Source organism: Micromonospora sp. IBHARD004 (genome assembly GCF_052814115.1).
Map to the genome: position 1 here is coordinate 5,234,562 of NZ_CP199934.1, position 23,906 is coordinate 5,258,467.

Here is a 23,906-nt window from a genome sequence, read left to right on the forward strand (position 1 = left end):
TGTACGCTTCGCCCCTTCCCCGACCGGTATGTTCCACGTCGGCGGCGCCCGCTCGGCCCTGCAGAACTGGATCTACGCCAAGCAGCAGGGCGGGGTGTTCGTGCTCCGCATCGAGGACACCGACGCGGCCCGCAACAAGCCTGAATGGACCGAGGGCATCCTGTCGGCGCTGGACTGGATCGGCATCGAGCGGGGCAGCTACGAGGGCCCGTACTTCCAGTCGTCGTACGCCGGGGAGCACCGGGCCGCCGCCCAGCGGCTCTTCGACGCCGGCCGGGCGTACTACTGCGACTGCACCCGCGAGGACGTGCAGGCGCGGACCGGCTCGCAGTACCAGGGCTACGACGGCTTCTGCCGGGACCGCGGGCTGGAGCCCGGCCCGGGGCGGGCGCTGCGCTTCCGTACGCCGGACGAGGGCGAGACCGTGGTGGTCGACCTGATCCGCGGCGAGCCGACCTTCGAGAACAAGCTGATCGAGGACTTCGTGATCGCCCGCGGCGACGGCTCGCCGGTCTTCCTGCTGGCCAACGTGGTCGACGACATGACCATGGGGATCACGCACGTGATCCGGGCCGAGGAGCACCTGCCCAACACGCCGAAGCAGCAGCTCCTCTGGGACGCGCTCGGGGTCAAGCCGCCGATCTGGGCGCACGTGCCGGTGGTGGTCAACGAGAAGCGGCAGAAGCTCTCCAAGCGGCGCGACAAGGTCGCCCTGGAGGCGTACCGGGACGAGGGTTACCTGGCCGGCGCGATGCGCAACTACCTGATGCTGCTCGGCTGGGCGCCCTCCGGCGACCGGGAGATCGTGCCCTGGTCGGTCATCGAGGAGGAGTTCCGGCTGGAGGAGGTGAACCCCTCCCCCGCGTTCTTCGACGAGAAGAAGCTGCGCGCCTTCAACGGGGAGTACATCCGGGCGCTGCCGGTCGAGGAGTTCATCGACGCGTGCCAGCCGTGGCTGACCGGCACCGGCACCATCGCCCCGCCGCCCTGGCAGCCGGAGGAGTTCGACCCGGCCGCGTTCGCCGCGGTGGCGCCGCTGGCCCAGACCCGGATCGCGGTGCTCAGCGAGATCGTGCCGAACGTCGACTTCCTCTTCCTGGCCGACCCGCTGATCGACGAGGCGGCCTGGGCGAAGGCGATGAAGGAGGGCGCGGCCGACCTGCTCGACGCCGCGATCGCCGCCTTCGACGCGCTGGAGTCCTGGGACGCGGAGTCGCTCAAGTCCAGCCTGGAGGCGGTCGGCGCGGAGCGTGGCCTGAAGCTGGGCAAGGCCCAGGCACCGGTCCGGGTCGCGGTCACCGGCCGCACCGTCGGGCTGCCGCTCTTCGAGTCCCTGGAGGTGCTCGGCCGGGAGCGGGCCCTGACCCGGCTGCGCGCCGCCCGGATCCGCCTGGTCTGACCCCGATCTCCGAAGGGCCCGCCGGTCGTCCGGCGGGCCCTTCGTCGTACGGCGTGGCAGGCGCCCTCGGCACACCGCGGCGGTCAGCCGCGCGCGACGCGGCGGCGGAGCAGGAACGCCCCGCCGAGCAGCGCGAGCAGCGCGACGGCGCCGAGCGCCCAGAGCCAGCCCGATCCGCCGTCGTCGGAGCGGCGGTCGGCGGCGAGCGTGGGGCTCGCCGGCGGGCTCGCCGGGACGGCGGCCGAGCTGGCCCCTGCACCGGTCGGCGGGGCGCTGGCCGAAGCGGCGCTGGTGGCGGTGGTAGTCGCCGACGGCGGCTCGGCCGGCGTGCCGGTGGTGAGAGTGAAGCGGATCTCGCCGGTCACCGGGTGGCCGTCGGTCGACCCGACCCGGTAGCCGACGATGTAGAGGCCGGCCGCGCCGGGCTTGAACGGCACGCTCACCCGGTTGCCGGTGAACGTCGGCGCGCCGCCCGCCGCCGGCACGTTGTCCGGTCCGGTGACTGTGATCTTCGTCGTAGCGGGGGCCGGGGTGGCGAGGAAGCGGAGCTCGATCCGCTTCGGCGCGGCGGCCAGCCGCGCCCCGTTCCGCGGGTCGCTGCCGGTCAACGAGTTGTGTGCCGCCGCCGGGGTGGCCGGCAGCAGCACCGACAGACCGATCGCCACGCCGAGAACCGCTAGCCAGGTACGTGCCGCGCGTGCCACGCTGCCCCCCATGAACCCCTCCGCAAAGGTACGATCCGCCCGCTGATCAACAGCCGCTCGTTAGTCGGCCCCAGATCGCAGATAGTTCCAAATACTTTCCCAACAGCTGCAACCGAGCGACGTTCTGCGGAGTCTTTGAGGTGGGCACCCGATCCGTGGGCATGACCACCACGTCGGCCGATCAACGTGTGACCTGCAGCGAAAGCCATCCATCGAACGGGGCGAGGAGGCGGCGATGGTCCGGAAGGTGAGGCGGCTGCTGGCCGCGGTGACGGGTGCACTGATAGCGACGGCCTGCTCGCTGACGCTCGCCGCCACGGCCCACGCGGCGGCGCCCAAGCCGGCACCCGCCGGAGTGGACATCACCGGCGACCGGCTCGGCCAGCCGCTGCGGCTGCGCGCCGACACCCGACCCACCGAGGTCGCCGCCGTCGTCGACCAGGTGAGCTGGCTCGGCCGTACCGGCCGGCAGCGCGGACCGGAGGCGAAGAACCTCGGTCCGAAGTACACGGTCGTGGTGCTCGCCGGGGGCAGGCCGACGCGGACGTACGACCTCTACCCGCTGGCCAAGGGCGGCCCCCGGGTCTACCGGCCGGCCAAGCAGCCCGACCTGAGCAAGACCCCGGCCGGCTGGTTCTTCGGCCGGCTCAACATGTCCGAGACGCTGCGCAGCGTCGGGGTGCCGCTGGAGCGGCAGTTCGACACGGTCAGCGGCGGCGTGGGCGGCGGCGAGCGGGTCATCCCGGAGGACTCGCTGAACCCGGTGCAGGACATCGACGACGCGATGGGCGAGCTCCAGCGGCTGCTGCTGCTCAACGTCGGAGTGGTGCTGGTCATCACGACCGGCCTCGCCGGCATCGCGCTGCTGATCCGGCGCCGCACCCGCTGAGCGGCCCGCCGACGACCGGACGGGGGCTCCGGCCCCCGCTCAGACCTCCAGCACCACCTTGCCCCGGACGTGCCCCGCCTCCACCAGCCGCTGCGCCTCGGCGGCCTCGGCGAGCGGGAACGTCCGGGCCACCTGCACGGTGAGCCGGCCGGCGTCGACCAGCCCGGCCAGCACGCCCAGGTCGTCGGTGGACGGCTTGACGAAGAGGTAGCTGCCGCCGAGGTGGGTGACGTGCTCCGGGTCGGCGGTGGAGATCAGTCGGGCGGGCCGGTTCAGCAGCTCGGCGGAGACCTCCAGCGCCTCGCCGCCGAAGAGGTCCAGCGCCACGTCCACCCCGTCGGGCGCGACGGCGCGGACCCGGTCCAGCAGGCCGTCGCCGTAGGCCACCGGCTCAGCGCCGAGCGAGCGGACGAAGTCGTGGTTGGCCTCGCTCGCGGTGCCGATCACCCGGTCGGCGCCGAGCGCCCGGGCCACCTGCACGGCCAGGTGCCCCACCCCGCCCGACGCGCCGTGCACCAGGACGGTGTCCCCGGCGCCGGTCCGGGCCAGCTGCAAGGCCTGGTACGCGGTCAACCCGGCCAGCGGCAGGCCACCGGCCTCGGCCCAGGACGCCTGTACCGGCTTGTCGGCCAGCGTCCGTTCCGGGGCGGGCACCAGCTCGGCGTACGTGCCGTGCTGGACGTCGTCGCGCCGGACGTACCCGATGACCTCGTCCCCGACGGCGAAGCCGGCCACCGCCGGGCCGACGGCGGCCACCACGCCGGCGGCGTCCCAGCCGGGCACCAGCGGGAAGTGGTGCGGCATGGCGCCGGCCAGATGGCCCTCGCGGACCTTCCAGTCGACCGGGTTCACCCCGGCGGCGTGCACCCGCACCAGCACGGTGTCCGGGCCGACCGGCGGCTCCGGCAGGTCCCGCAGGGTGAGCTGGTCGCCCGAGCCGTACGCGTCGATCGCGATCGCCCTCACCCTGCTCACGCTAGCCTCCGCAGAGCGGCGGCGGGGTCAGCACCAGCGGTGCGGCGGTCGTTCCCGGCGGAGCGTCCGGTTGCGGGGCCGGACCGCGCCGTGCCGGTGCGCCCCGGCCCAGCCGGACAGGTCGCTGCGGCAGCCCTGGGCGGGGGCGGGCTCGGGCGCGGCCAGCTCGGCCGGCTCGGGCCCGCGCTGGCGCGGGGCGGGCGGGTCGTCGTCGACGCGGTCGGGCCCGCGCCCGGCCGTCGGCTCCCCCTGATGCGTCACGCCGCCCAGCCGGCGAGGGTGCTTGGGGGACGCCGGCTGTTCGTGGTGGCCCAGCCGGCAGGGCTCGCCCTGGGCGCAGCCGTGCTCGGCCTCCCCATGCGCCATCCCGGTCTCCTCACGCTCGCCATCGCCCGCCGGGCAGGTCGCCCCGACGTGCCCTGACACCGTACTGGCCGGGGCTGACGGGCTGTGCGCCGCGTACCGGATCGGCGCGCGGTGGAGATCATCCGGCGGCTCGGACCGGCGCGCGGTGGAGATCGTCCGACGGCTCGGACCGCCGGAGGTGACGACGTCCTCCACCACGAGCACGCGCCGGCCGGCGACGTCGGCTCCCTCGGCCAGCCGGGCGGTCCCGTACGCCTTCGCCGTCTTGCGGACGAACCCGCAGGGCAGCCCCACGTGCCGGGCCAGCGCGGTGACCACGGGGATGCCACCCATCTCGAGGCCGGCGAGCACCTCCGTGCCGGGCGGGACCAGCCCGGCCAGCCCGGCGGCGACCCGGTCCAGCAGCGTGGGGTCGGCCTCGAACCGGTACTTGTCGAAGTACTCGTCGGCGACGGTGCCGGAGCGGAGCACGAAGCGTCCGGTGAGTCGGGAGGCGGCGTCGATGTCGCGGGCCAGCGCGGCGAGGTCGTGGTCGGTCACGGAAGATCATTCTGGCGGAGCCCCCGCCCCGCGTCGAGCGCGTCCCGGCCGGCGGCCCCCTCGGTGTGCAGCCCCTGGTCAGGGCATGTCAGGCTGGACCGGTGAGCGAGCCGGGCGGTAGCGACCTGTCGGCCACCCTGCGCCGGATCGAACGGGCGGCGGGGGCGCTGGCGACCGCCAGCGTCGCCCGGATGGACGAGACGCTGCCCTGGTTCCGGGAGCTGCCGGCGGACCAGCGCTCCTGGGTCATGCTGGTCGCCCAGGCGGGCGCCCGGTCGCTGGTGCAGTGGCTGCAGTCCGGCGGCGGCACCGCGGACAGCACCCAGGAGGTCTCCGACGAGGTCTTCGCCACCGCCCCGCAGGCCCTCGCCCGCTCGATCAGCCTCCAGCAGACCGTGGCGCTGATCAAGGTCACCATTGACGTGGTCGAGGAGCAGGTGTCGCACCTGGCCGCGAAGGGCGAGGAGCAGCAGCTGCGCGAGGCGGTGCTGCGCTTCTCCCGGGAGATCGCCTTCGCCGCCGCCCGGGTCTACGCCCGGGCCGCCGAGTCCCGGGGCTCGTGGGACGCGCGGTTGCAGGCCCTGCTGGTGGACGCCCTGCTGCGCGGCGACTCGCCGGACGTGCTGGCCAGCCGGGCGGCCGCGCTGGGCTGGACGGACGCGCCGCCGGTGGCGGTGGCGGTGGGCCGCTCCCCCGGCGGCGAGGTGGCCGCCGTGCTGCACACCGTCTACCGGCAGGCCCGGCGGATCGGGGTGGAGGTGATCGGCGGCGTGCACGGCGACCGGCTGGTCATCGTGCTCGGCGGGGCGCCCGACCCGATGGCCGCGACGGAGAAGCTGCTCACGGCGTTCGGCGACGGGCCGGTGGTGGTCGGTCCGGCCGTACCGAGTCTGGACGAGGCGACGGACTCGGCGCGGGCCGCGCTGGCCGGGTTCCGCGCGGCCCCGGCCTGGCCGACCGCGCCACGCCCGGTGCCCGCCGCCGACCTGCTGCCCGAGCGGGCCCTGGCCGGCGACGCGGAGGCCCGCCGCCGGCTCCGGCACGACGTGTACGCCACGCTGGTCCGGGCCGGAGGCGAGCTGCTGGAGACGCTGGACGCCTTCCACGCCGCCGGGGGCACGCTGGAGAGTGCCGCCCGGGCGCTCTTCGTGCACCCGAACACCGTGCGCTACCGGCTGAAACGGATCGCGGAGGTGACCGGCTTCTCACCGCTGGCGCCCCGCGACGCGTTCGCCCTCCAGGTGGCGCTGACCGTGGGCCGGCTGGACCCGGTCGTCCCGGGAGTCGCACCCGTCCCGACCCAGACAATGGCCCCAGGCGTCAGGAAAACGTCACAGGCGGGTGATGATCACCGCCGATTTTTGTAGGAACCCTCCAAAGGTTCTAGTGCGGTTTGGTGTCGCCCGTTACAGCGCGACCCACGAGTATCAGTCAGAGTCATAAGCGTGCTCGCCGTACTCTCGCCCGGCCAGGGTTCCCAGAAACCCGGCTTCCTGACCCCTTGGCTCGACCTGACCGGCTCCGAGGCGCGTCTGCGCTGGTGGTCCGCGCTGGCCGGCGTCGACCTGGTCCACCTCGGCACGAAGGCCGACGCCGAGGAGATCAAGGACACCGCCCGCACCCAGCCGCTGCTCGTCGCCGCCGCGCTGCTCGCCGCCGAGCACCTGCCGATGTACGACGTCGCGGTGACCGCCGGGCACAGCGTCGGTGAGCTGGGCGCCGCGGCGCTCGCCGGGGTGCTGCCCGCCGAGGCGGCGATCACCCTCGCCGGCGTACGCGGCCGGGAGATGGCCGCCGCCTGCGCGCTGGAACCCACCGGAATGGCCGCCGTGCTCGGCGGCGACCCGGACGAGGTGCTCGCCGCGATCGAGGCGCAAGGGCTGCACCCGGCCAACCGCAACGGCGCCGGCCAGGTCGTCGCCGCCGGCGCGGTGGACGGGCTGGAGAAGCTGGCCGCCGAGCCGCCGGCGAAGACCCGGGTGATCCGGCTCCAGGTGGCCGGCGCCTTCCACACGCCGTACATGGCCCCGGCCGAGGCCGCGTTGGCTGGCGTCGCCGCCGGGATCACCCCGACCGACCCGGCCCGGATCCTGCTCTCCAACCTCGACGGCTCGGCGGTCAACCACGGCCGGGAGATGGTGCAGCGGCTGGTCCGGCAGGTGACCGCGCCGGTCCGCTGGGACCTGTGCATGCGCACCCTGGCCGATCTCGGCGTCACCGGGGTGATCGAGCTGCCCCCGGCCGGCACCCTGGCCGGCCTGGTCAAGCGGGAGCTGAAGGCCAGCGGCGTCCCCGAGATCGTCACCCTGAACACCCCCGACGACCTGCCCGCCGCGCGGGACCTGATCGCCCGGCACAGCGGCCTGGGCGGCCACGAGCCGGTGATCCAGTTCCGGGTGGTGGTCGCCCCCGCCGCCGGCACCTTCGAGCCGGCCGTCGAGCTGGCCGAGGGCGCGGACCTGCGCGTCGGCCAGGTCATCGGTCACGTCGCCACCCGGCAGGGGCCGGTCGAGGTGACCGCGCACGACAGCGGACTGCTCACCGAGTGGCTCGCCCACCACGACGACCCGGTCGCCCCGGGCCAGCCGCTCGCCCGCATCGGAGGACAGCACTAATGGCAGGCAGTCGGATCGTCTCGATGGGGCACTACCAGCCGTCCCGGGTGGTGACCAACGACGACCTCGCCCAGCTCGTGGACACCAACGACGAGTGGATCCGGGACCGGGTCGGCATCGTCACCCGGCGGATCGCCGGGGACGAGACGGTGGCCGACATGGCCACCGCCGCCGCCGGGAAGGCGCTGGCCAACTCCGGCCTCACCGCCGCCGACATCGACCTCGTCGTGGTCGCCACCTGCACCTCGGTCGACCGCAGCCCGAACGTGGCCTGCCGGGTCGCCGCCAAGCTGGGCATCACCGCCCCGGCCGCGTACGACATCAACACCGCCTGCTCCGGCTTCGCGTACGCCCTCGGCACCGTCGACCACGCGATCCGGGCCGGGGCGGCGCGCAACGCGATCGTCATCGGCGCGGAGAAGCTCTCCGACTTCACCGACTGGACCGACCGCTCCACCTGCATCATCTTCGGTGACGGCGCGGGCGCGGCCGTGGTGACCGCCGCCGCCGAGGGCGAGCCGGCCGGGGTCGGCCCGGTGGTCTGGGGCTCGGTGCCGGAGAAGAGCGACGCGGTCCGCATCGAGGGCTGGCGGCCGTACATCGCGCAGGAGGGGCAGGCGGTCTTCCGCTGGGCCACCACCGCGCTGGCGCCGCTGGCGCTGCAGGCCTGCGAGAAGGCCGGGGTGGCGCCGTCGGAGCTGGCCGCGTTCGTGCCGCACCAGGCCAACGCCCGGATCATCGACGGCATCGCCAAGCGGCTGAACATCCCGGACGCGATCATCGCCAAGGACATCGTCGAGTCCGGCAACACCTCGGCGGCGAGCGTGCCGCTGGCCCTGTCCAAGCTGGTCGAGCGGCGGGAGGTGCCCGCGGGCGCCCCGGTGCTGCTGTTCGGCTTCGGCGGCGGCCTGACCTACGCCGGTCAGGTCGTCCGCTGCCCCTGAAGACTCCCTCGGGCGCGCCCGCGCCCAGGAGTGACGACCGGCATCGCCGGCCGTCGAGTGAACCCCCGATGAGAGGAACCAACCGCAATGACCCGTGACGAGATCACCGCCGGCCTCGCCGAGATCCTCGAAGAGGTTGCCGGGGTGAACCCGGACGACGTGGCCGAGGGGAAGTCCTTCACCGACGACCTCGACGTCGACTCCCTCTCCATGGTGGAGGTCGTGGTGGCGGCCGAGGAGAAGTTCGGCGTCAAGATCCCGGACAACGAGGTGCAGAACCTCAAGACCGTCGGGGACGCCGTCAGCTACATCGCGGCGCAGTCCTGATCATGAGTCGCCCCGACGTCGTCGTCACCGGGCTCGGCGCGACGACCCCGCTCGGCGGGGACGTCGCGTCGACCTGGGACGCCATGCTCGCCGGCCGCTCCGGGGTGAGTGCGCTCACCCAGGAGTGGGCCGGGCAACTTTCCGTCCGGATCGCCGCCCAGCTCGCGGTGGACCCGTCCGAGGTGCTGGACCGCGTCAAGCTGCGCCGGCTGGACCGGTCCGAGGCGATCGCGATCATCGCGGCGCAGCAGGCCTGGGCCGACGCCGGCCTGGCCGACTCCGGGCTGGACCCGGAGCGGCTGGCGGTCAGCGTCGGCTCCGGCATCGGCGGCGCCACCACCCTGCTCGCCCAGGACGACATCCTGGAGGCGTCCGGGCCGCGGCGGGTCTCCCCGCACACGGTGCCGATGCTGATGCCGAACGGTCCGGCCGCCTGGGTCGGGCTGGAGTTGGGCGCCAAGGCCGGCGTGCACTCGGTGGCCAGCGCCTGCGCGACGGGCGCGGAGGCCATCTCGCTCGGCCTGGACCTGATCCGGGCCGGCCGGGCCGACGTGGTGGTGGCCGGCGGCACCGAGGCGGTCATCCACCCGCTGCCGATCGCCGGCTTCGCCTCGATGCGGGCCATGTCGACCCGCAACGACGAGCCGGAGAAGGCCTCCCGTCCGTGGGACAAGGGCCGGGACGGCTTCGTGCTCGGTGAGGGCGCGGGCGTCGTGATCCTGGAGCGCGCCGACCACGCGGCCGCGCGCGGTGCCCGGGTGTACGCACGCCTCGCCGGCGCCGGCATCACCTCCGACGCGTACGACATCGTGCAGCCGCACGCCGAGGGCGAGGGCGCGATCCGGGCGATCGCGAAGGCGATCGCCGACGCGGACGTCGCGAAGACGGACATCATGCACGTCAACGCGCACGCCACCTCGACCCCGGTGGGCGACATGCTGGAGATCGGTGCGCTGCGCAAGGCGCTCGGTGATCACCCGGTGCTCTCCGCCACCAAGTCGATGACCGGGCACCTGCTCGGCGCGGCCGGCGCGCTGGAGTCGATCGCCACCATCCTGGCCATCCGCGACGGGGTCGCCCCGCCGACGATCAACCTGGACGACCCGGACGATGGCCTGACCATGGACGTGGCCGCCCACAAGGCGCGCCACCTGGAGATCCCCGCCGCGCTGAACAACGCGTTCGGCTTCGGCGGTCACAACGTGGCTCTCGTCTTCACGCGGGCCTGAGACCACAGCCTTGGAGGCACAAGTGACCACGACCGCCGTGAGCGCGGACAGCTCGACAGTGGACTATCGGGATCCCGAGGTCCGGCTCCGGGCCCTGTTCGACGCCGGCTCGCTGCGCCTGCTCGCGCCGCGGGACGCCTCCGGCGTGCTGTGGGCCCGGGGCGAGATCGACGGGACGCCGGCGATCGCGTACGCCACCGACGCCACCAAGATGGGCGGCGCGATGGGCACCGACGGGTGCCGGCACATCGTCGACGCGATCGACACGGCCGTCCGGGAGCGGGTGCCGGTGCTCGGGCTCTGGCACTCCGGCGGTGCCCGGCTGGCCGAGGGCGTGGTCGCGCTCGACGCCGTCGGGCAGGTCTTCGCGGCCATGGTCCGGGCCTCCGGCCGGGTGCCGCAGATCTCCGTGGTGCTCGGCCCGGCCGCCGGTGGCGCCGCGTACGGCCCGGCGCTGACCGACATCGTGGTGATGAGCGGCGCCGGCCGGATCTTCGTCACCGGCCCCGAGGTGGTCCGCAGCGTCACCGGCGAGCAGGTCGACATGGAGCGCCTGGGCGGCCCCGAGCCGCACGGCCGGCGCTCCGGCGTGGTGCACGTGACCTGCGCCGACGACGAGGCGGCGATGGTCGAGTCGCGCAAGCTCGCCGCGCTGCTGGGTCGCCAGGGCCGGCTCTCCCCCGACGACGTGCCGGCCGGCGCGACCGAGGGGCACGACCTGGCCGCCAAGATGCCGGCCGAGACCAACCGGGCGTACGACGTGAAGCCGGTGGTCAAGGCGCTGCTCGACGCCCCGGGCGTGGAGCTGCACGCCAAGTGGGCGCCGAACGTGGTCACCACGCTCGGCCGGTTCGCCGGCCGGACGGTCGGCGTGATCGCCAACAACCCGCTGCGGCTGGGTGGCTGCCTGGACGCGTCGAGCGCCGAGAAGGCGGCCCGGTTCGTGCGGATGTGCGACTCGCTCGGGGTGCCGCTGATCGTGCTGGTCGACGTCCCCGGCTACCTGCCCGGCCTGGGCCAGGAGTGGGACGGCGTGGTCCGGCGCGGCGCGAAGCTGCTGCACGCCTTCGCCGAGGCGGTGGTGCCGCGGGTGACGCTGGTGACCCGCAAGGCGTACGGCGGCGCGTACATCGCGATGAACTCGCGGTCGCTCGGCGCCACCGCGGTCTTCGCCTGGCCGAACGCGGAGGTCGCGGTCATGGGCGCCAGCGCGGCGGTCAACATCCTGCACCGCAAGAAGCTGGCCGCCGCCCCCGCCGAGGAGCGGGAGGCGCTGCGCGCCCAGCTGATCGAGGAGCAGATCCGGGTCGCCGGTGGCGTGAACCGGGCGCTGGAGATCGGCGTGGTGGACGACGTGATCAAGCCGGAGGAGACCCGGCGCCGGATCGCCGAGGCGCTGGCCGCGGCTCCGGCCGCCCGGGGCGCGCACGGCAACATCCCGCTGTAACGACGGCGTGCTAACAGGGCCCCTCCGGCACGGAGGGGCCCTGTTACCGTCTGCGGCGTGGAAGCGACCGAGATCCGCAAGCTCGCCGCGCTCGAGGACACCCACTGGTGGTACCGGGAGCGGCGGGCCCTGCTGGGTCGGGCGCTGCGCCGGCTGGCCGCGGCCGGGACGCGACCGGAGCGGGCGCTGGACATCGGGGCGGCCGGCGGCGGCAACACCCGGGTGCTGCGGGCGCACGGCTGGCGGCCGGTGGCCCTGGAGTACAGCGCGGAGGGCGCCGGGGTGGCCCGGGAACGCGGCCTGGACGTGATCCGGGCCGACGCCCGCCACCTGCCGATCCCCTCGGCCAGCCTGGGCCTGGTGGTCGCCTTCGACATCCTGGAGCACTTCGACGAGGACCACCTCGCCGCCGCCGAGATCCGGCGCACCCTGCGCCCCGGCGGTACGGCGCTGATCGCGGTGCCGTGCGACATGCGGCTCTGGTCCGTGCACGACGTGGCGGTCGGGCACGTCCGCCGCTACGACCGCGCCTCGCTGCGCGCCGTGGTGGAGAAGGCCGGCCTGGTCGTCGACGAGCTGTGGAGCTGGAACGTGGTGCTCCGCCCGGTGGCCGCCTGGCGGCGGCGGAAGTCCACCGGCAGCGATCTGGACGACCTGCACCCGGTGGTCAACCTCGGGCTGCGCACGATCATCACCGCCGAGCGGTACCTGCCGGTGAAGTCGCTCCCCGGCGTCTCGCTGATGCTGCGCGCCCACCGTCCGGCCGCGGGCTGAGCCGGAACGCCCGGCTCGCCAGCCCCGAGCATGGCGCGACGATCGGGCCGACCGGGGGTCAACGCAGCCGGTAGACGGCCGTCCGGGAGCTCTCGAAACGCAGGTCGGCCAGGGTACGCAGGGTCGGCGACTCCGGTGCGACGGCCCGGTCGACCACCAGCCAGCGCACCCCGTACCGATCGCGGAGGGCGGCCAGCCCGACGGCCGTCGGGGCGGTGAAGGCGGCGTCGTTGGCGCGCAGCCGATCGGCGTCCCAGAAGGGGGCGTACGGGCCCTCGGGCAGGCCGACCATCCGGGGCGCGAACGCCCACCCCTCCACCAGCACCGCGCGCTCGGCGTAGCCGCTCAGCCAGAACGTGCGGGCGTCGCACCAGCCGTCCACCACGGCCCGGCAGTGCACGTTGGTGGCGACCACGTCGTCCGGGTCGCTGTGCGCGTGGACCCAGCGGGCCGCCTCGACCCGGGAGGCGGGCATCGGCACCACCGGGTACGCCCCGCCGTTGGGCTGCTTGCGGGCGGCGGCCGCGTCCATCACCAGGCCGGGCGCGCCGGCGGCCAGCACGGCGGTGAGCAGCAGCAGCCCGCCCCGGCCGGCCAGCCCGGGCCAGCGCCCGACCAGCGCCGGCCAGCACAGGGCGACCAGCAGCGCCACCACCGTCAGGGCGGCGGCCCAGCAGAGCAGCGACAGCACCGGGGCGTACGCGGGGGTCGCTGGCGTGCTGGCCGCGGAGCCGAGCTGAACCGCGGTCAGCAGCACCGCGAACCCGGCGGTGCCCACCCCGAGCAGCAGCCGTCCCCGCGCCGCCAGGGCGGCCCGGTCGGCCACCTCGACCCAGCCCCAGGCGGAGAGGAGCACGCCGAAGGCGAAGCCGGTCCGGGTGAAGTACTGGTTGCTGCTGCCGGGGTGGCCGACCAGCAGGTAGATGGCCGGCCCGGCGAGCGCGCCGCCGAGCAGGAGGAGCTGCACCGGCTCCAGCCGCCCGCGGCGCACCCGCAGCAGCGCCGGCACGCCGGCCAGCCGGAGCTGGAGGCTGAGCAGGAAGGCCAGGAAGACCGCCGCCCAGAGCACCACGGTGACCCCGGCGGAGCGCCCCTCGGGCAGGTACGTCCGCAGCCCGGAGAACGGGTCGACGGTCACCCCGTGGCTCTCGAAGGCGAAGAGCACGGCCGTGGCGAAGACCTGCGCCGCGAGGGCCAGCCCGGCGGCGACGAGCACCGCGCGGGGCAGCCGACGGCGGACCGCCAGCAGCAGCGCGGCGGTGAACGCGAGCGCGGCCAGCACCACCGGCACCGTGCTGGCCTTCGCGCCGGTGGAGGCGACCAGGAAGAGCGCCGCGAGCACCCAGGCGCCGCGCCCGAGCGGGGGCACGGCCACCCCGCGGGCCCGCCCGACGATCTCCCCGAGCGCCGCGATCAGCGGCAGCAGCAGCACCCAGCTGTACGTCATCGACGGGCTGCCCCAGACGATGAAGGTGGCCTGGGTGCCGAAGAGCTGCCGCCACCCGTTCTCGAAGCCGAACTCGCCGACGGTGAACATCAGCCCCGCGGCGACCACCCCGGCGTACGGCCGGCCGGTGATCCGCCAGCCGACCACGGCGACCAGCACGGCGGCGAGCGCGCAGAGCGCCGGCACGGCGAGCCGGAAGAAGACCGTCGGCAGGTCGACCCCGCTGACCAGGCTGGTCGCCGCCAGGTGGGCGAAGCCGAACCAGTGGTAGTGCAGCGGCTCCCCGGCCACCTGCGGCACCTCCAGCGGCACCTGGTGGGTGGCCGCCCCGGCGAGGGAGAGCTGGAACGCCAGGTCGATGTACTGCGCCTGCCCCTCGTCGGTGGGGAGCACCGGGTTGACGGCCAGGAACGACTCGTACACGTAGAGCGTGAAGCCGGCGACCACCCCGGTCAGCGCCCAGGCCCAACCGGCGGGGGCGGCGGTGGCGTAGCGGACCCGCCAGTGCCGGCGCAGGCCCGGCACGGCGGCGAACGGCGCCAGCACCGCCAGCGGCCAGAGGCGCAGCCAGCCGGGCGCCCCGACGGCGGTGAACGCCGCCCAGGCGGCCAGCTCCAGTACCAGCCCGACGGCCGCGCCCATCGCCAGGTCCTCGACCAGGGTGTGCGGCCGGCGGCGCAGCGCGCGGAACACCAGGGTCCCGGGCAGCAGCACGGCCAGCAGCGCGTACGCCGTCCAGCGGGCCAGGTCGGGCGCGGGCGTGCCGGCGCTGAGCAGGACGACCGCGACGAACGCGTAGCCGGCGAGGGCCGGGGCGAACCGGGCGGCGGCCGGACGGCGGCGCGGACCGAGGGTCGGCGGGGCGGCGCCCCCGGTGGCGAGCGTGGTCACCGCAGCGTGTCGGCCAGCTCGACGACGTCCCGGCCGGGAACCGCCGGCCCGGCGGCGCTGTCGCTGGCCACGAAGTACGCGGGCCGGCCCTGCACCGCCGTGTAGATCCGGGCGACGTACTCGCCGAGCAGGCCGAGACAGAGCAGTTGCACCGCGCCGAGGAAGAGGATCGCCACGTAGAGCGACGGCCAGCCGGTCACCGTCGCGCCGGCGAACCAGGCGAGCACCGCCACCACCACCAGCACCCCGCAGACGGCCACCCCGGCCAGCCCCAGCCAGGTGGCCACCCGCAGGGGTGCGGCGGAGAAGCTGGTGACGCTCTCCGCGGCCAGGCCGGCCATCCGGGACAGCGGGTACTTGGTCCGCCCGGCGGCGCGTTCCTGCCGCTCGTAGCCGACCTCCCCGCTGGGGAAGCCGAGCCAGGGCACCACCAGGCGGAGCACCGGGCTGCGCTCGGGCAGCTCCCGCAGCGCCTCCACGGCGGCCCGGCTGAGCAGCCGGAAGTCACCGGCCTGGGCGGGCACCTGCTTGCCGACCAGCCGCCGCATGAGCCGGTAGTAGCCGGCCGCGGTCCACCGTTTGAACGCGCTGTCCCGGCTCCGGTCGGCCCGGACGCCGTAGACGATGTCCAGCTCGTCGGCGCGCGCCCGGCGGAGCATCTCGACGATCACCTCGGGCGGGTCCTGCAGGTCGGCGTCGATGCTGACCACGTGTCCGCCGCGGGCGCGGAGCAGCCCGGCGACCAGGGCCGCCTGGTGGCCGCTGTTGCGGCGCAGCCGCAGCACCCGCAGCTCCGGCCAGCCGGCGCGCAGGGCGGTCAGCCCGGCGAGGGTGCCGTCGGTGCTGCCGTCGTCGACCGCCACCACCTCGTACGCCTCGCCGAGACCGTCGAGCACGCCGCGCAACCGCTGGACCAGCAGCGGCAGGACGCTCTCCTCGTTGAACATCGGCACCACCACGGAGAGTGCCGGCTCCGGTCGCGTCACGGCGCTCGACCCTCCGTTCCCTGTGGTGGCGGACGGCCCGAACGCTACCAGTCGGGCCACCTCCGCTCGGCCCGTCGCGGGTCGACCACCGGCCCGACGGGCGGGAGCGGCGGCCGCCGGTCAGGCGCCGCAGGTGGTGGCGGGCAGCCCGGTCACCGGGACCGGCGACCGGCCGCCCGGTCGGGCCTTGCCGGCGAGCACCCCGGCCAGCGCGGTCATCGACGCCCGGCTGGACGAGTAGGTGGCCAGCAGCGTCGGCGACTTCGCGGCGGCCAGCACGTACGGGGTGTCCATGGCCACCGTCACCGCCGCGTCGGCGCGCAGGTCGTCCGCGCCGTCGCCGTACCCGACGAGGTGGACGACCGTGCCGCCGCTCGGCACCACCTTCACCCCGGCCGCGGTGAGCGCCTCGGTCAGCGTCGCCCGGGTCCGGTCCCGCCCGCCGGAGGAGGTGACGGTGACCGGCCCGGCCACCGGGCCGCCGCACCGGCCGCGCAGCACGGTGACCGCCGCCGCGGCCAGGTCGGCCGCCGCCTTCCGGTGGTCGGCGCTGTTGAGTCCGGACAGCTCCGGGGTCGGCCGGTCGGCCAGCTTGAACTTCATGGTGAGCACCCGGGTGGCCGCCTCCAGCAGCCGGGCCCGGGGCAGCGAGCCGTCACGGAGCGCGGCGAGCAGCCCGTCGTACGCCTGGCCCACGTTCGGGGTCATCAGGATGAGGTCGTTGCCCGCGGCGAGGGCCCGCACCGCCGCCTCGCCGGGCGACCAGCGCTTGGCCGGCGGCATGTTCATCCCGTCGGTGATCACCACGCCCTGGAAGCCGAGCTGGCCGCGCAGCACGTCCGTGAGGAGCTTGCGGGAGAAGGTGGCCGGGGTGCCCGGGTCGACGGCCCGCACGTCGAGGTGGGCCGACATGACCGCCATGGCGCCGGCGTCGATGCCGGCGCGGAACGGCGGGAACGCCGTCCGGTCGAGCACCTCGCGGGACTGGCCGATCACCGGCAGGTCCTTGTGCGAGTCGGTGGCGCTCAGGCCGTGCCCGGGGAAGTGCTTGACGCTGGCCGCCACCCCCTCGGCCTGCAGGCCCCGCACCGCGCCGGCGACCTGGGCGGAGGCGTTGGCCGGGTCGGCGCCGAAGGAGCGGGAGCCGATCACGGTGCTCCGGGTGGCCAGCACGTCGGCGACCGGGGCGAAGTCGAGGTTGATCCCCATCGCGGCGAGCTCCGCGCCGGCGGCCCGCCAGGCCGCCTCGGTGAGCGCCGGCTTCCCGGCCGCCCCGGCGGCGAGGGGGCTGGGCAGCAGGGTCACCCCGTCGGTGATCCGGGTGACCACGCCGTACTCCTGGTCGGTGCCGATCAGGAAGGGGGCCGGCCCGGCGGGGAGCTTCCCGGCGGCCTCCCGCAGCCCGGTGGTCAGCTCCCGGACCTGCTTTGGATTGTCGACGTTGGTGGTGGCCTGGTTGCCGGAGGTGGGGTCGTCGGCGCTGAAGCCGACCAGGATCACCCCACCCAGCCGGTACTTCGCCACCATCTCCGCCGGGGTGTCGACCCCGGCGAGGGACCGGTTGCCGGCGGCCGACGCGGGCGAGACCTTGGTGGCGGAGCTGCCGTACGCGTACGGCATCAGCACCTGGCCGACCAGGTCCTCGTCGGCGAGCGTCCGGACCAGGGCCGCGGCCCGGGCGGCCGGGTCGGCGGCGGTCGGGGTGGGAGTGGGGGCGGCCGACGAGGAGGGGCTCGGCGGCGCGGCGGGACGCGGTGCCGGCTCTTTCGCGCACCCGGAGACGAGCAGCGCGGTCAGTGCGGCGAGCGCGACGAAGGTACGTCGAGGGATGGTCGACACGCGGCCCATCCCACCAGTTCACCGCGTATCGGGCAACTTGACCTTCGGTCAACCGACTCGGGTGAGCAGCGTCACCGGCGCACCGTCGCCGGCGTACCGGTAGGGCTCCAGCTCGGCGTCCCAGGCGGTGCCGAGCGCCTTGTCCAAGGCGTGCGCGAGGGCCTCCGGGGCGCGGGCGGACGCCATGATGCTGCGCAGCCGGTCCTCGCCGAGCTGAATGTCGCCGGCCGCGCCGACCGTGGCCCGGAACAGGCCCCGCCCCGGGACGTACATGAACCGCTCGCCGTCGGCGCCGGGGCTGGGCTCCTCGGTGACCTCGAAACGGATCATGGGCCACTGCCGGAGGGCAGCAGCCAGCTCGGCGCCCGTCCCCGGGCTGCCGGTCCACCCGCACTCGGCGCGGCGGGCGCCGGGGTCGACGGGCTGAGCCGTCCACTGCAGGTTGGCCGGCGCGGTGAGGACGCGCGCGATCGCCCACTCGACGTGTGAGCACACGGCGAGCGGGGTCGAGTGGACGTATACGACGCCACGCGTTGGCACGGTGACCTCCCGGAGAGCGAGGTGCGTCTTCCCCTACGACCTCGTCCACCCGAGTGGCCTCTGCAACACATGATGACCCTGTGACGGGTGGTGCGCCAGCGAATCGGAAAATTCGGCGACGGGATCGGGTCGGAATAGCCGGCCGGGTGACCCGGTTGACCACCATGACGGCGCGATGACCAGCCAGGTGTCGCGGTCGTGTACAGTTTCATGGGCGGTTCTGTGCCGCCGCACATCTTCGCGGGCCGAGGCTCATCCGGGCGTCACCCGCAACAGCCCCCGGACGTTTAAGTCCTCCCGTACGTCTGCAAGGAGTACCTCCGTGGCGAGCAACACCTCTAAGACCGCGCGCGCGTCAGTCCGGGCCGGCCAGGCTGGCCAGGGTGGCGCACTCAGCGTGCTGGGCGAGTTCAAGTACGTCATCCCGCTCAACGGCGGCAAGCACGCCTACGTGCGGAACCTGACCAACGGCAAGACGGCGCACCTGCGCACCGACTCCGAGGCCTTCGTCGAGGAGATCCGGGTGCTGGCCGCCGCCGGTCACGCCGCCAAGATCCGGGCTGAGATCAACGGCCTCGCCGCCGCTCACCCGGGCCACGGCTGGGACGCCACCGAGAAGCGTCTCGTCGCGGCCGGTGTCTTCGAGGGCTGAGTCCCTCACCCGCGTCACCATGAACCGCCCGTCGGGTCACCCCGGCGGGCGGTTCGTCGTCTCTCCGGCCGGTCCCTCCACCAGCAGCGCGACATCGCCGGTGGCCAGGTCGTAGAGGGCGCCGACCACGGCGACCCGGCCGGCGGCGACCGGGCCGGCGAGCAGGTCGTCGGCGCGCAGCGCGGCCACCGTGCGTCGCACGTGCCGGCGTACCGCCAGCGGGTGCGCCCGGGGGTCGTCCGGGCCCACCTCGGCCACCGCCGGGGCGATCTGGTCCACCACGTACGCCAGCGAGCCGCCCGGCCGCTCCCCCGTGCGCAGCGTCTCCACCGCCGAGCCGACCGCGCCGCAGCGCTCGTGCCCGAGCACCATCACCAGCGGCACCCCGAGCTGGCCCACCACGTACTCGATCGAGCCCAGGACCGCCCGGTCGAGCACGTGCGCGCCGGTGCGGATCACGCAGATCGACCCGAACGTCTGGTCGAAGATCGCCTCCAGCGGGACCCGCGAGTCGATGCAGCCGAGCACCACGGCGTACGGCTGTTGGTCGCCCGAGGCGACGGCCGCCGCGGCGGTGACGTCGTGCCCGTGCACCGGCTGGCCGCTGACGAACCGGCGGTTCCCGGCGAGCAGCTCGGCCAGGGCAGAGCGCGGGCTCCGGCCCGCTCCGGCGGCCGGGGGCGGGGGTGGCGGCGGCATGCCCTCCAGCCTGGTCATCGATCCGACCCCGCGGGGGCCGGTTGCGAATCTTCTCACCACCACGGTTGGCGTGTTGTCATGACGGGTAGCCGGTGTTTCCGCCGGGTTACGCCGGTGTGAGGGACACCGGTCGGCCCGGGGGAGGTAAAGCATGCCGGAGCACGTGGAGGTACAGCTCCCCGACGACGTACGCCTGCACGTGGCGGTGACCGGGCCGGGCGACGCCGAGGTGACCGCGATCCTGCTGCACGGCTGGACGCTCGACGGCCGCAGCTGGCACCGTCAGCTCGCCGAGATCCGCGAGCGGTTCGGCGACCGGGTCCGGGTGGTCACCTACGACGCCCGGGGGCACGGCCGGTCCAGCTGCATGGCGCTGCGGACGGCCACCCTGGCCCAGCTCGGCGACGACCTGGCCGCGGTGGTGGACGAGGTCGCCCCGGCCGGGAAGGTGGTGCTGGTGGGGCACTCGATGGGCGGGATGACGGTGATGGAGTACGCGCACCGCCACCCCGAGCACTTCGCCGCCCGTACCGCCGGCCTGGTCTTCGTCGCCACGACCGCCGAGGGGCACACGCACACCGTCTACGGCCTGTCGCCCCGGATCGCCCGGTTGATCCGGCTCGCCGAGACCACCGGCGCCGGGGTGCTGGCCCGGTGCGGATCCTGGCGGCCGCCCCGGGCGCTGCTGCGCGCGCTGCGCCCCAGCATCCGCTGGATGCTCTTCGGCGACCGCTGCGACCCGGCGGACATCCGGCTGGTCACCTCGGCGGTGGCGCACGCCTCGCTGCGCTCGATCGGCGGGTTCCGCGCCTCGATCGGCGCCCAGCACCGGCTGGACACCCTGGCCGCGCTGGGCCACCTGCCGGCCGCCGCGCTGGTCGGCGACCGGGACCGGCTCACCCCGCCGCCGTGCGCGGAGTCGATCGCCGCCGCGCTGTCGACCACCGAGCTGACCGTCTGCCCCGGCGCCGGGCACATGCTGATGATGGAGCGGCCCGACGAGGTGAACGCGGCGCTGGTCGCGGTGCTCCGGCAGGTGCTGGAGCTGCCCGCGCCGGGCGGGAGCCGCGCCGGTGACGACCCGACGGCCGCGGTGGGAACGGTCCGATAACGGGCAACCCGGGCGGGCGGCGCCCCGGACCGGCATGGCCCCGGCGCGGGCCGGAAGGCCGGCCCGTACCCTCATTCAGCCACCGTGCCCGCCGCCCTGACCACAGGAGTTGCCGCGTTGACCGACCAGACCACCCTGGAACAGGAGATGGCCGCCGAACAGCGGCATCTCGACCGGGTGTACGCCCGGCTGGCGGAGCTGCGCCGGTCGGCCGCCGACGCCGAGCGGGAGGGCTACCGGCTGGCCCGGGTGGGCAACTTCGGGGCGCTGGTCGAGCGGGACGCGATGGTCTTCCACGCCGCGCGGCGCCGGCACGCGCTGGACGCCGAGCACGAGGGGCTGGTCTTCGGCCGGCTCGACCTGCGGACCCGGCAGGTGCTGCACGTCGGGCGGCTCGGGGTGCGCGGCGAGCACGCCGAGACCCTGGTGGTCGACTGGCGGGCGCCGGCCGCCGCGGCCTTCTACCAGGCCACCCCGGCGGAGCCGATGGGCGTGATGCGGCGACGCACCATCCAGTCCTCGGCCGAGAAGGTGACCCGGATCGAGGACGACCTGCTCGACCCGGCCTCGGCGCCGGCGGACCTGGCGGTGGTCGGCGACGGGGCGCTCCTCGCCACCCTGTCCCGGGCCACCGGCCGGGGCATGCGGGACATCGTGGCGACCATCCAGCGGGAGCAGGACGAGGCGATCCGCTCCCCCGGCCCGGGCGTCACGATCGTCTCCGGCGGCCCGGGCACCGGCAAGACGGCGGTGGCGCTGCACCGGGCGGCTTATCTGCTCTACTCGGACCGCAGCCGGTACGCCGGCGGCGGCATCCTGGTCGTCGGCCCGTCGAGCGTCTTCGTGGAGTACATCGCCTCGGTGCTGCCCTCGCTCGGCGAGGAGGCGGCCACCCTGCACTCGCTCGGCTCGCTCTTCCCGGGCATGTCGGCGACCCGGACCGACCCGCCCGAGGTGGCGGCGGTGAAGGGGTCGCTGCGGATGCGCCGGGTGCTGGAGCGCGCGGTCCGGGACACGGCGCCGGACTCGCCGGCCGAGCTGCGGCTGCTCTACCGGGGCGAGCTGCTCCGGCTGGAGCGCCGGGAGCTGGACGGCATCCAGGAGCGGGCGCTGCTGCGGGGCGCGCGCCGCAACGAGGTGCGCCGGGCCGGCTTCGACGGCGTCCTCGCGGCGCTCTACGCCCAGGCCCGCCAGCTGCGGGTCGGCCGGCTGCCGGAGCAGCGCGCGTTCGAGGACGAGATCATCGACCGGCCCGAGTTCCGGGAGTTCCTGAAGGCCTGGTGGCCGCGGCTGCATCCCCGGCACGTGCTGGGCTGGCTGGCCCGTCCGGAGCGGCTGCGCCGGTACGCCGGCGGCATCCTCTCCGGGGCGGAGATCCGGCTGCTGACGGAGGCGTACCGGAGCCTGGACACCGCGGGGCTGACCATCGCGGACATCGCGCTGCTGGACGAGCTGGACGCGCTGCTCGGCAAGCCGGTCCGGCCGGCGAAGGCGAAGCGCGACCCGTTCCAGCTCGCCGGCGGGGTCCGCGAGCTGAGCACCTTCGCCGACCGGCAGCGGGCCGCCCGGGCCGCGGCCCGGGAACGGCCGGAGGACTACCGGGAGTACGCGCACGTGGTGGTCGACGAGGCGCAGGACGTCTCGCCGATGCAGTGGCGCATGATCGGCCGGCGCGGCCGGCTGGCCTCCTGGACGGTGGTGGGCGACCCGGCGCAGACCGCCTGGACCGGCGACCCGGAGGAGCTGACCCGGGCCCGGGACCAGGCGCTGGGGCGACGCCGGCGGCACCAGTTCACGCTGACCACCAACTACCGCAACTCGGCGGAGATCTTCGCGGTGGCGGCGGCGGAGATCCGCCGGCTCTACCCGGACCTGCCGCTGCCCACCGCGGTGCGCTCCACCGGCATCGAGCCGGTCGAGCGGACCGTGCCGGCCGCCGAGCTGGCGGCGGCCACCGTCGAGGCGGCCGGGACCCTGCTGGCCGAGGTCGAGGGGACGGTCGGGGTGATCACCCCGGTGCCGCGCCGGGACGAGGTGGCCGGCTGGCTCGGCGATCTGGGCGGCTCCCGGCTCCAGGTGGTGACGAGCCTGCAGGCCAAGGGCATGGAGTACGACGGGGTCGTGCTGGTCGCGCCGAGCGAAATCCGGGCGGACCCGGGCTCCGGCGTACGGACCCTCTACGTGGCGCTCTCCCGGGCCACGCAGCGGCTCACCACCCTCGACGCGCTGGGCTGAGCAGGGCTTCGACCGCCAACGGGCGGACGCCGGCCGTTCACTTGCATACATAGCGATGTGAACATAGATTGGGCCCGGCCGGGGCGAGGGCGAAAGGGTGTGGGCGTGGGCGCAGGTCATGACCACAGCGGAGCGGTGACCAACGCCGCCTACCGCCACCGGGGTCGACTCTGGGCCGCGTTCGGCCTGCTCACCACCCTGATGCTGGTCGAGGCGGTCACCGCGTTCGCGACCGGCTCGCTGGCCCTGCTCTCGGACGCCGGGCACATGTTCACCGACGTGCTGGGCATCGGCATGGCCCTCGCCGCGATCACCGCCACCCGACACGCCGACACCGACCCGCAGCGCACCTTCGGGCTCTACCGGCTGGAGGTGCTGGCCGCCCTGGCCAACGCGGTGCTGCTCGGCGCGGTCGCGGTCTACGTGCTGGTCGAGGCGGTACGCCGGTTCGGCGAGCCGCCGGAGGTGCTGGCCGGTCCCATGCTCGCGGTGGCGGTGCTCGGCCTGCTGGCCAACATCGCCGCCTTCGCCCTGCTGCGCAGCGGGGCGCAGGAGAGCATCAACCTGCGCGGGGCGTACCTGGAGGTGCTGGGCGACCTGCTCGGCTCGCTCGGGGTGATCGGCGCCGCACTGGTCATCGCGCTCACCGACTGGTGGTGGGCGGACCCCCTCGTCGCCGTCGCGATCGGGCTGTTCATCCTGCCCCGCACCTGGCGGCTGGGGCGCGCCGCGGTGCGCATCCTGGTGCAGGCCGCCCCGGAGCACCTCCAGGTGACCGCGGTGCACGACCGGCTGGCGGCGGTGCCCGGCGTGGCGGAGGTGCACGACCTGCACGTCTGGACGCTGACCTCGGGGATGGAGGTGGCCTCCGCGCACCTGACCATGTGCCCGGGCGCCGAGGTGGGCGAGGTGCTGGCCGCCGCGCGGGCCGCCCTGCGGGAGGACTTCCACATCGAACACGCCACGTTGCAGATCGAGCCCGGAGCGTCAGCCGGGGCCTGTGGTGCAGTCGAGTGGTAATTAGGGCAAACTTAAATCAGTGCGGGTATTGTGCACCTGTGCCGGTTTTGCCCCCGTTCGTGCCCGTAGCTCACCGGGCCGGACCGGGGCACCGCCGGTAGGCTCGGCCCCGGCCTCCGCCGGGCGGCGCCCTCCGGCGCCTGCGGTGGCCGCCGCCTAATCGCCGCCCGCGGCGAACCGGGGAACCATGTTCGTGGGGTGCATCCGCGCCAGCGGTAGGGATCTTCCGTCCCGAACCCGTCAGCTAACCCGGTCGGCGGCTGACGGAAGGAAACCT

General features: G+C 74.9%; 21 protein-coding genes, 1 pseudogene and 1 riboswitch. Of the genes and pseudogenes, 13 read left to right on the forward strand and 9 right to left on the reverse strand.

Annotated elements, in window-relative coordinates:
• Positions 1-28: 28 nt before the first annotated feature.
• Positions 29-1,399, forward strand: a complete 1,371-nt coding sequence (gltX, locus tag ACTWO6_RS25470) for a glutamate--tRNA ligase (RefSeq protein WP_446220759.1) — start codon at positions 29-31, stop codon at positions 1,397-1,399.
• A gap of 83 nt (positions 1,400-1,482) precedes the next feature.
• Here gltX and ACTWO6_RS25475 read toward each other — a convergent pair whose 3' ends face one another.
• On the reverse strand, positions 1,483-2,064 hold the full coding sequence (locus ACTWO6_RS25475; protein WP_446216302.1) for a copper resistance CopC family protein: 582 nt from the start codon (positions 2,062-2,064) through the stop codon (positions 1,483-1,485).
• 274 nt (positions 2,065-2,338) lie between these two features.
• On the opposite strand from ACTWO6_RS25475, the gene ACTWO6_RS25480 reads away from it, so the two are divergent.
• Positions 2,339-2,992: a hypothetical protein gene (locus ACTWO6_RS25480; protein ID WP_446216303.1), complete on the forward strand. Its 654-nt coding sequence runs from the start codon at positions 2,339-2,341 to the stop codon at positions 2,990-2,992.
• 39 nt (positions 2,993-3,031) lie between these two features.
• Here the strand turns inward: ACTWO6_RS25480 and ACTWO6_RS25485 are convergent, their stop codons facing one another.
• The 3 genes and pseudogenes from ACTWO6_RS25485 to ACTWO6_RS25495 all read right to left on the reverse strand — a co-directional run.
• The gene (locus tag ACTWO6_RS25485) at positions 3,032-3,958 is read right to left on the reverse strand and encodes an NADP-dependent oxidoreductase (protein ID WP_446216304.1); all 927 of its coding nucleotides are present in this window, start codon (positions 3,956-3,958) and stop codon (positions 3,032-3,034) included.
• Between the two features lie 36 nt (positions 3,959-3,994).
• Positions 3,995-4,333, reverse strand: a complete 339-nt coding sequence (locus tag ACTWO6_RS25490) for a hypothetical protein (RefSeq protein ID WP_446220760.1) — start codon at positions 4,331-4,333, stop codon at positions 3,995-3,997.
• Positions 4,334-4,561: 228 nt separating this feature from the next.
• Positions 4,562-4,666, reverse strand: a pseudogene (locus tag ACTWO6_RS25495) (orotate phosphoribosyltransferase); the annotation flags it as partial.
• A gap of 272 nt (positions 4,667-4,938) precedes the next feature.
• On the opposite strand from ACTWO6_RS25495, the gene ACTWO6_RS25500 reads away from it, so the two are divergent.
• The 7 genes from ACTWO6_RS25500 to ACTWO6_RS25530 all read left to right on the forward strand — a co-directional run bounded on the left by ACTWO6_RS25500 (position 4,939) and on the right by ACTWO6_RS25530 (position 12,209).
• Entirely contained in the window at positions 4,939-6,240 is a 1,302-nt protein-coding gene (locus tag ACTWO6_RS25500) for a PucR family transcriptional regulator (RefSeq protein ID WP_446216305.1), read from the forward strand.
• A 78-nt stretch (positions 6,241-6,318) separates the two neighbouring features.
• Positions 6,319-7,488, forward strand: a complete 1,170-nt coding sequence (locus ACTWO6_RS25505; protein ID WP_446216306.1) for an acyltransferase domain-containing protein — start codon at positions 6,319-6,321, stop codon at positions 7,486-7,488.
• Positions 7,488-8,432: a beta-ketoacyl-ACP synthase III gene (locus tag ACTWO6_RS25510; protein ID WP_446216307.1), complete on the forward strand. Its 945-nt coding sequence runs from the start codon at positions 7,488-7,490 to the stop codon at positions 8,430-8,432. The genes ACTWO6_RS25505 and ACTWO6_RS25510 overlap by 1 nt, the downstream gene beginning before the upstream one ends.
• Positions 8,433-8,519: 87 nt before the next feature.
• Positions 8,520-8,759, forward strand: a complete 240-nt coding sequence (locus tag ACTWO6_RS25515) for an acyl carrier protein (protein WP_088972559.1) — start codon at positions 8,520-8,522, stop codon at positions 8,757-8,759.
• 2 nt (positions 8,760-8,761) lie between these two features.
• A complete protein-coding gene (fabF, locus tag ACTWO6_RS25520) occupies positions 8,762-9,988 on the forward strand; it encodes a beta-ketoacyl-ACP synthase II (protein ID WP_446216308.1) in 1,227 nt (408 codons plus the stop codon).
• Positions 9,989-10,010: 22 nt separating this feature from the next.
• Entirely contained in the window at positions 10,011-11,435 is a 1,425-nt protein-coding gene (locus ACTWO6_RS25525; RefSeq protein ID WP_446216309.1) for an acyl-CoA carboxylase subunit beta, read from the forward strand.
• A 57-nt stretch (positions 11,436-11,492) separates the two neighbouring features.
• Entirely contained in the window at positions 11,493-12,209 is a 717-nt protein-coding gene (locus ACTWO6_RS25530) for a class I SAM-dependent methyltransferase (RefSeq protein WP_446216310.1), read from the forward strand.
• 58 nt (positions 12,210-12,267) lie between these two features.
• Here the strand turns inward: ACTWO6_RS25530 and ACTWO6_RS25535 are convergent, their stop codons facing one another.
• The 4 genes from ACTWO6_RS25535 to ACTWO6_RS25550 all read right to left on the reverse strand — a co-directional run bounded on the left by ACTWO6_RS25535 (position 12,268) and on the right by ACTWO6_RS25550 (position 17,912).
• Positions 12,268-14,547, reverse strand: coding sequence for a hypothetical protein (locus tag ACTWO6_RS25535; RefSeq protein ID WP_446216311.1), 2,280 nt, complete (start codon positions 14,545-14,547; stop codon positions 12,268-12,270).
• On the reverse strand, positions 14,544-15,533 hold the full coding sequence (locus ACTWO6_RS25540) for a glycosyltransferase family 2 protein (RefSeq protein WP_446216312.1): 990 nt from the start codon (positions 15,531-15,533) through the stop codon (positions 14,544-14,546). Before ACTWO6_RS25540 ends, ACTWO6_RS25535 begins: the two co-directional genes overlap by 4 nt.
• Positions 15,534-15,653: 120 nt before the next feature.
• Positions 15,654-17,381, reverse strand: coding sequence for a glycoside hydrolase family 3 protein (locus ACTWO6_RS25545; protein ID WP_446216313.1), 1,728 nt, complete (start codon positions 17,379-17,381; stop codon positions 15,654-15,656).
• Between the two features lie 39 nt (positions 17,382-17,420).
• Entirely contained in the window at positions 17,421-17,912 is a 492-nt protein-coding gene (locus ACTWO6_RS25550) for a DUF3145 domain-containing protein (RefSeq protein ID WP_446216314.1), read from the reverse strand.
• 322 nt (positions 17,913-18,234) lie between these two features.
• Here ACTWO6_RS25550 and ACTWO6_RS25555 point away from each other — a divergent pair, with 322 nt between their 5' ends.
• On the forward strand, positions 18,235-18,564 hold the full coding sequence (locus ACTWO6_RS25555; protein WP_446216315.1) for a hypothetical protein: 330 nt from the start codon (positions 18,235-18,237) through the stop codon (positions 18,562-18,564).
• A gap of 36 nt (positions 18,565-18,600) precedes the next feature.
• Here the strand turns inward: ACTWO6_RS25555 and ACTWO6_RS25560 are convergent, their stop codons facing one another.
• Positions 18,601-19,281, reverse strand: a complete 681-nt coding sequence (locus tag ACTWO6_RS25560; protein ID WP_446216316.1) for a carbonic anhydrase — start codon at positions 19,279-19,281, stop codon at positions 18,601-18,603.
• A 133-nt stretch (positions 19,282-19,414) separates the two neighbouring features.
• Between ACTWO6_RS25560 and ACTWO6_RS25565 the strand changes: the two genes are divergently transcribed.
• The 3 genes from ACTWO6_RS25565 (at position 19,415) to ACTWO6_RS25575 (ending at position 23,629) form a co-directional block, all read left to right on the forward strand.
• Positions 19,415-20,374: an alpha/beta fold hydrolase gene (locus tag ACTWO6_RS25565; RefSeq protein ID WP_446216317.1), complete on the forward strand. Its 960-nt coding sequence runs from the start codon at positions 19,415-19,417 to the stop codon at positions 20,372-20,374.
• 117 nt (positions 20,375-20,491) lie between these two features.
• Positions 20,492-22,609 carry a HelD family protein gene (locus tag ACTWO6_RS25570; protein WP_446216318.1) on the forward strand — a complete coding sequence of 706 codons (2,118 nt, stop codon included), beginning with the start codon at positions 20,492-20,494 and terminating at the stop codon, positions 22,607-22,609.
• Between the two features lie 105 nt (positions 22,610-22,714).
• On the forward strand, positions 22,715-23,629 hold the full coding sequence (locus ACTWO6_RS25575; RefSeq protein ID WP_446216319.1) for a cation diffusion facilitator family transporter: 915 nt from the start codon (positions 22,715-22,717) through the stop codon (positions 23,627-23,629).
• Between the two features lie 143 nt (positions 23,630-23,772).
• Positions 23,773-23,904: riboswitch (cyclic di-AMP (ydaO/yuaA leader) on the forward strand.
• Positions 23,905-23,906: the final 2 nt, after the last annotated feature.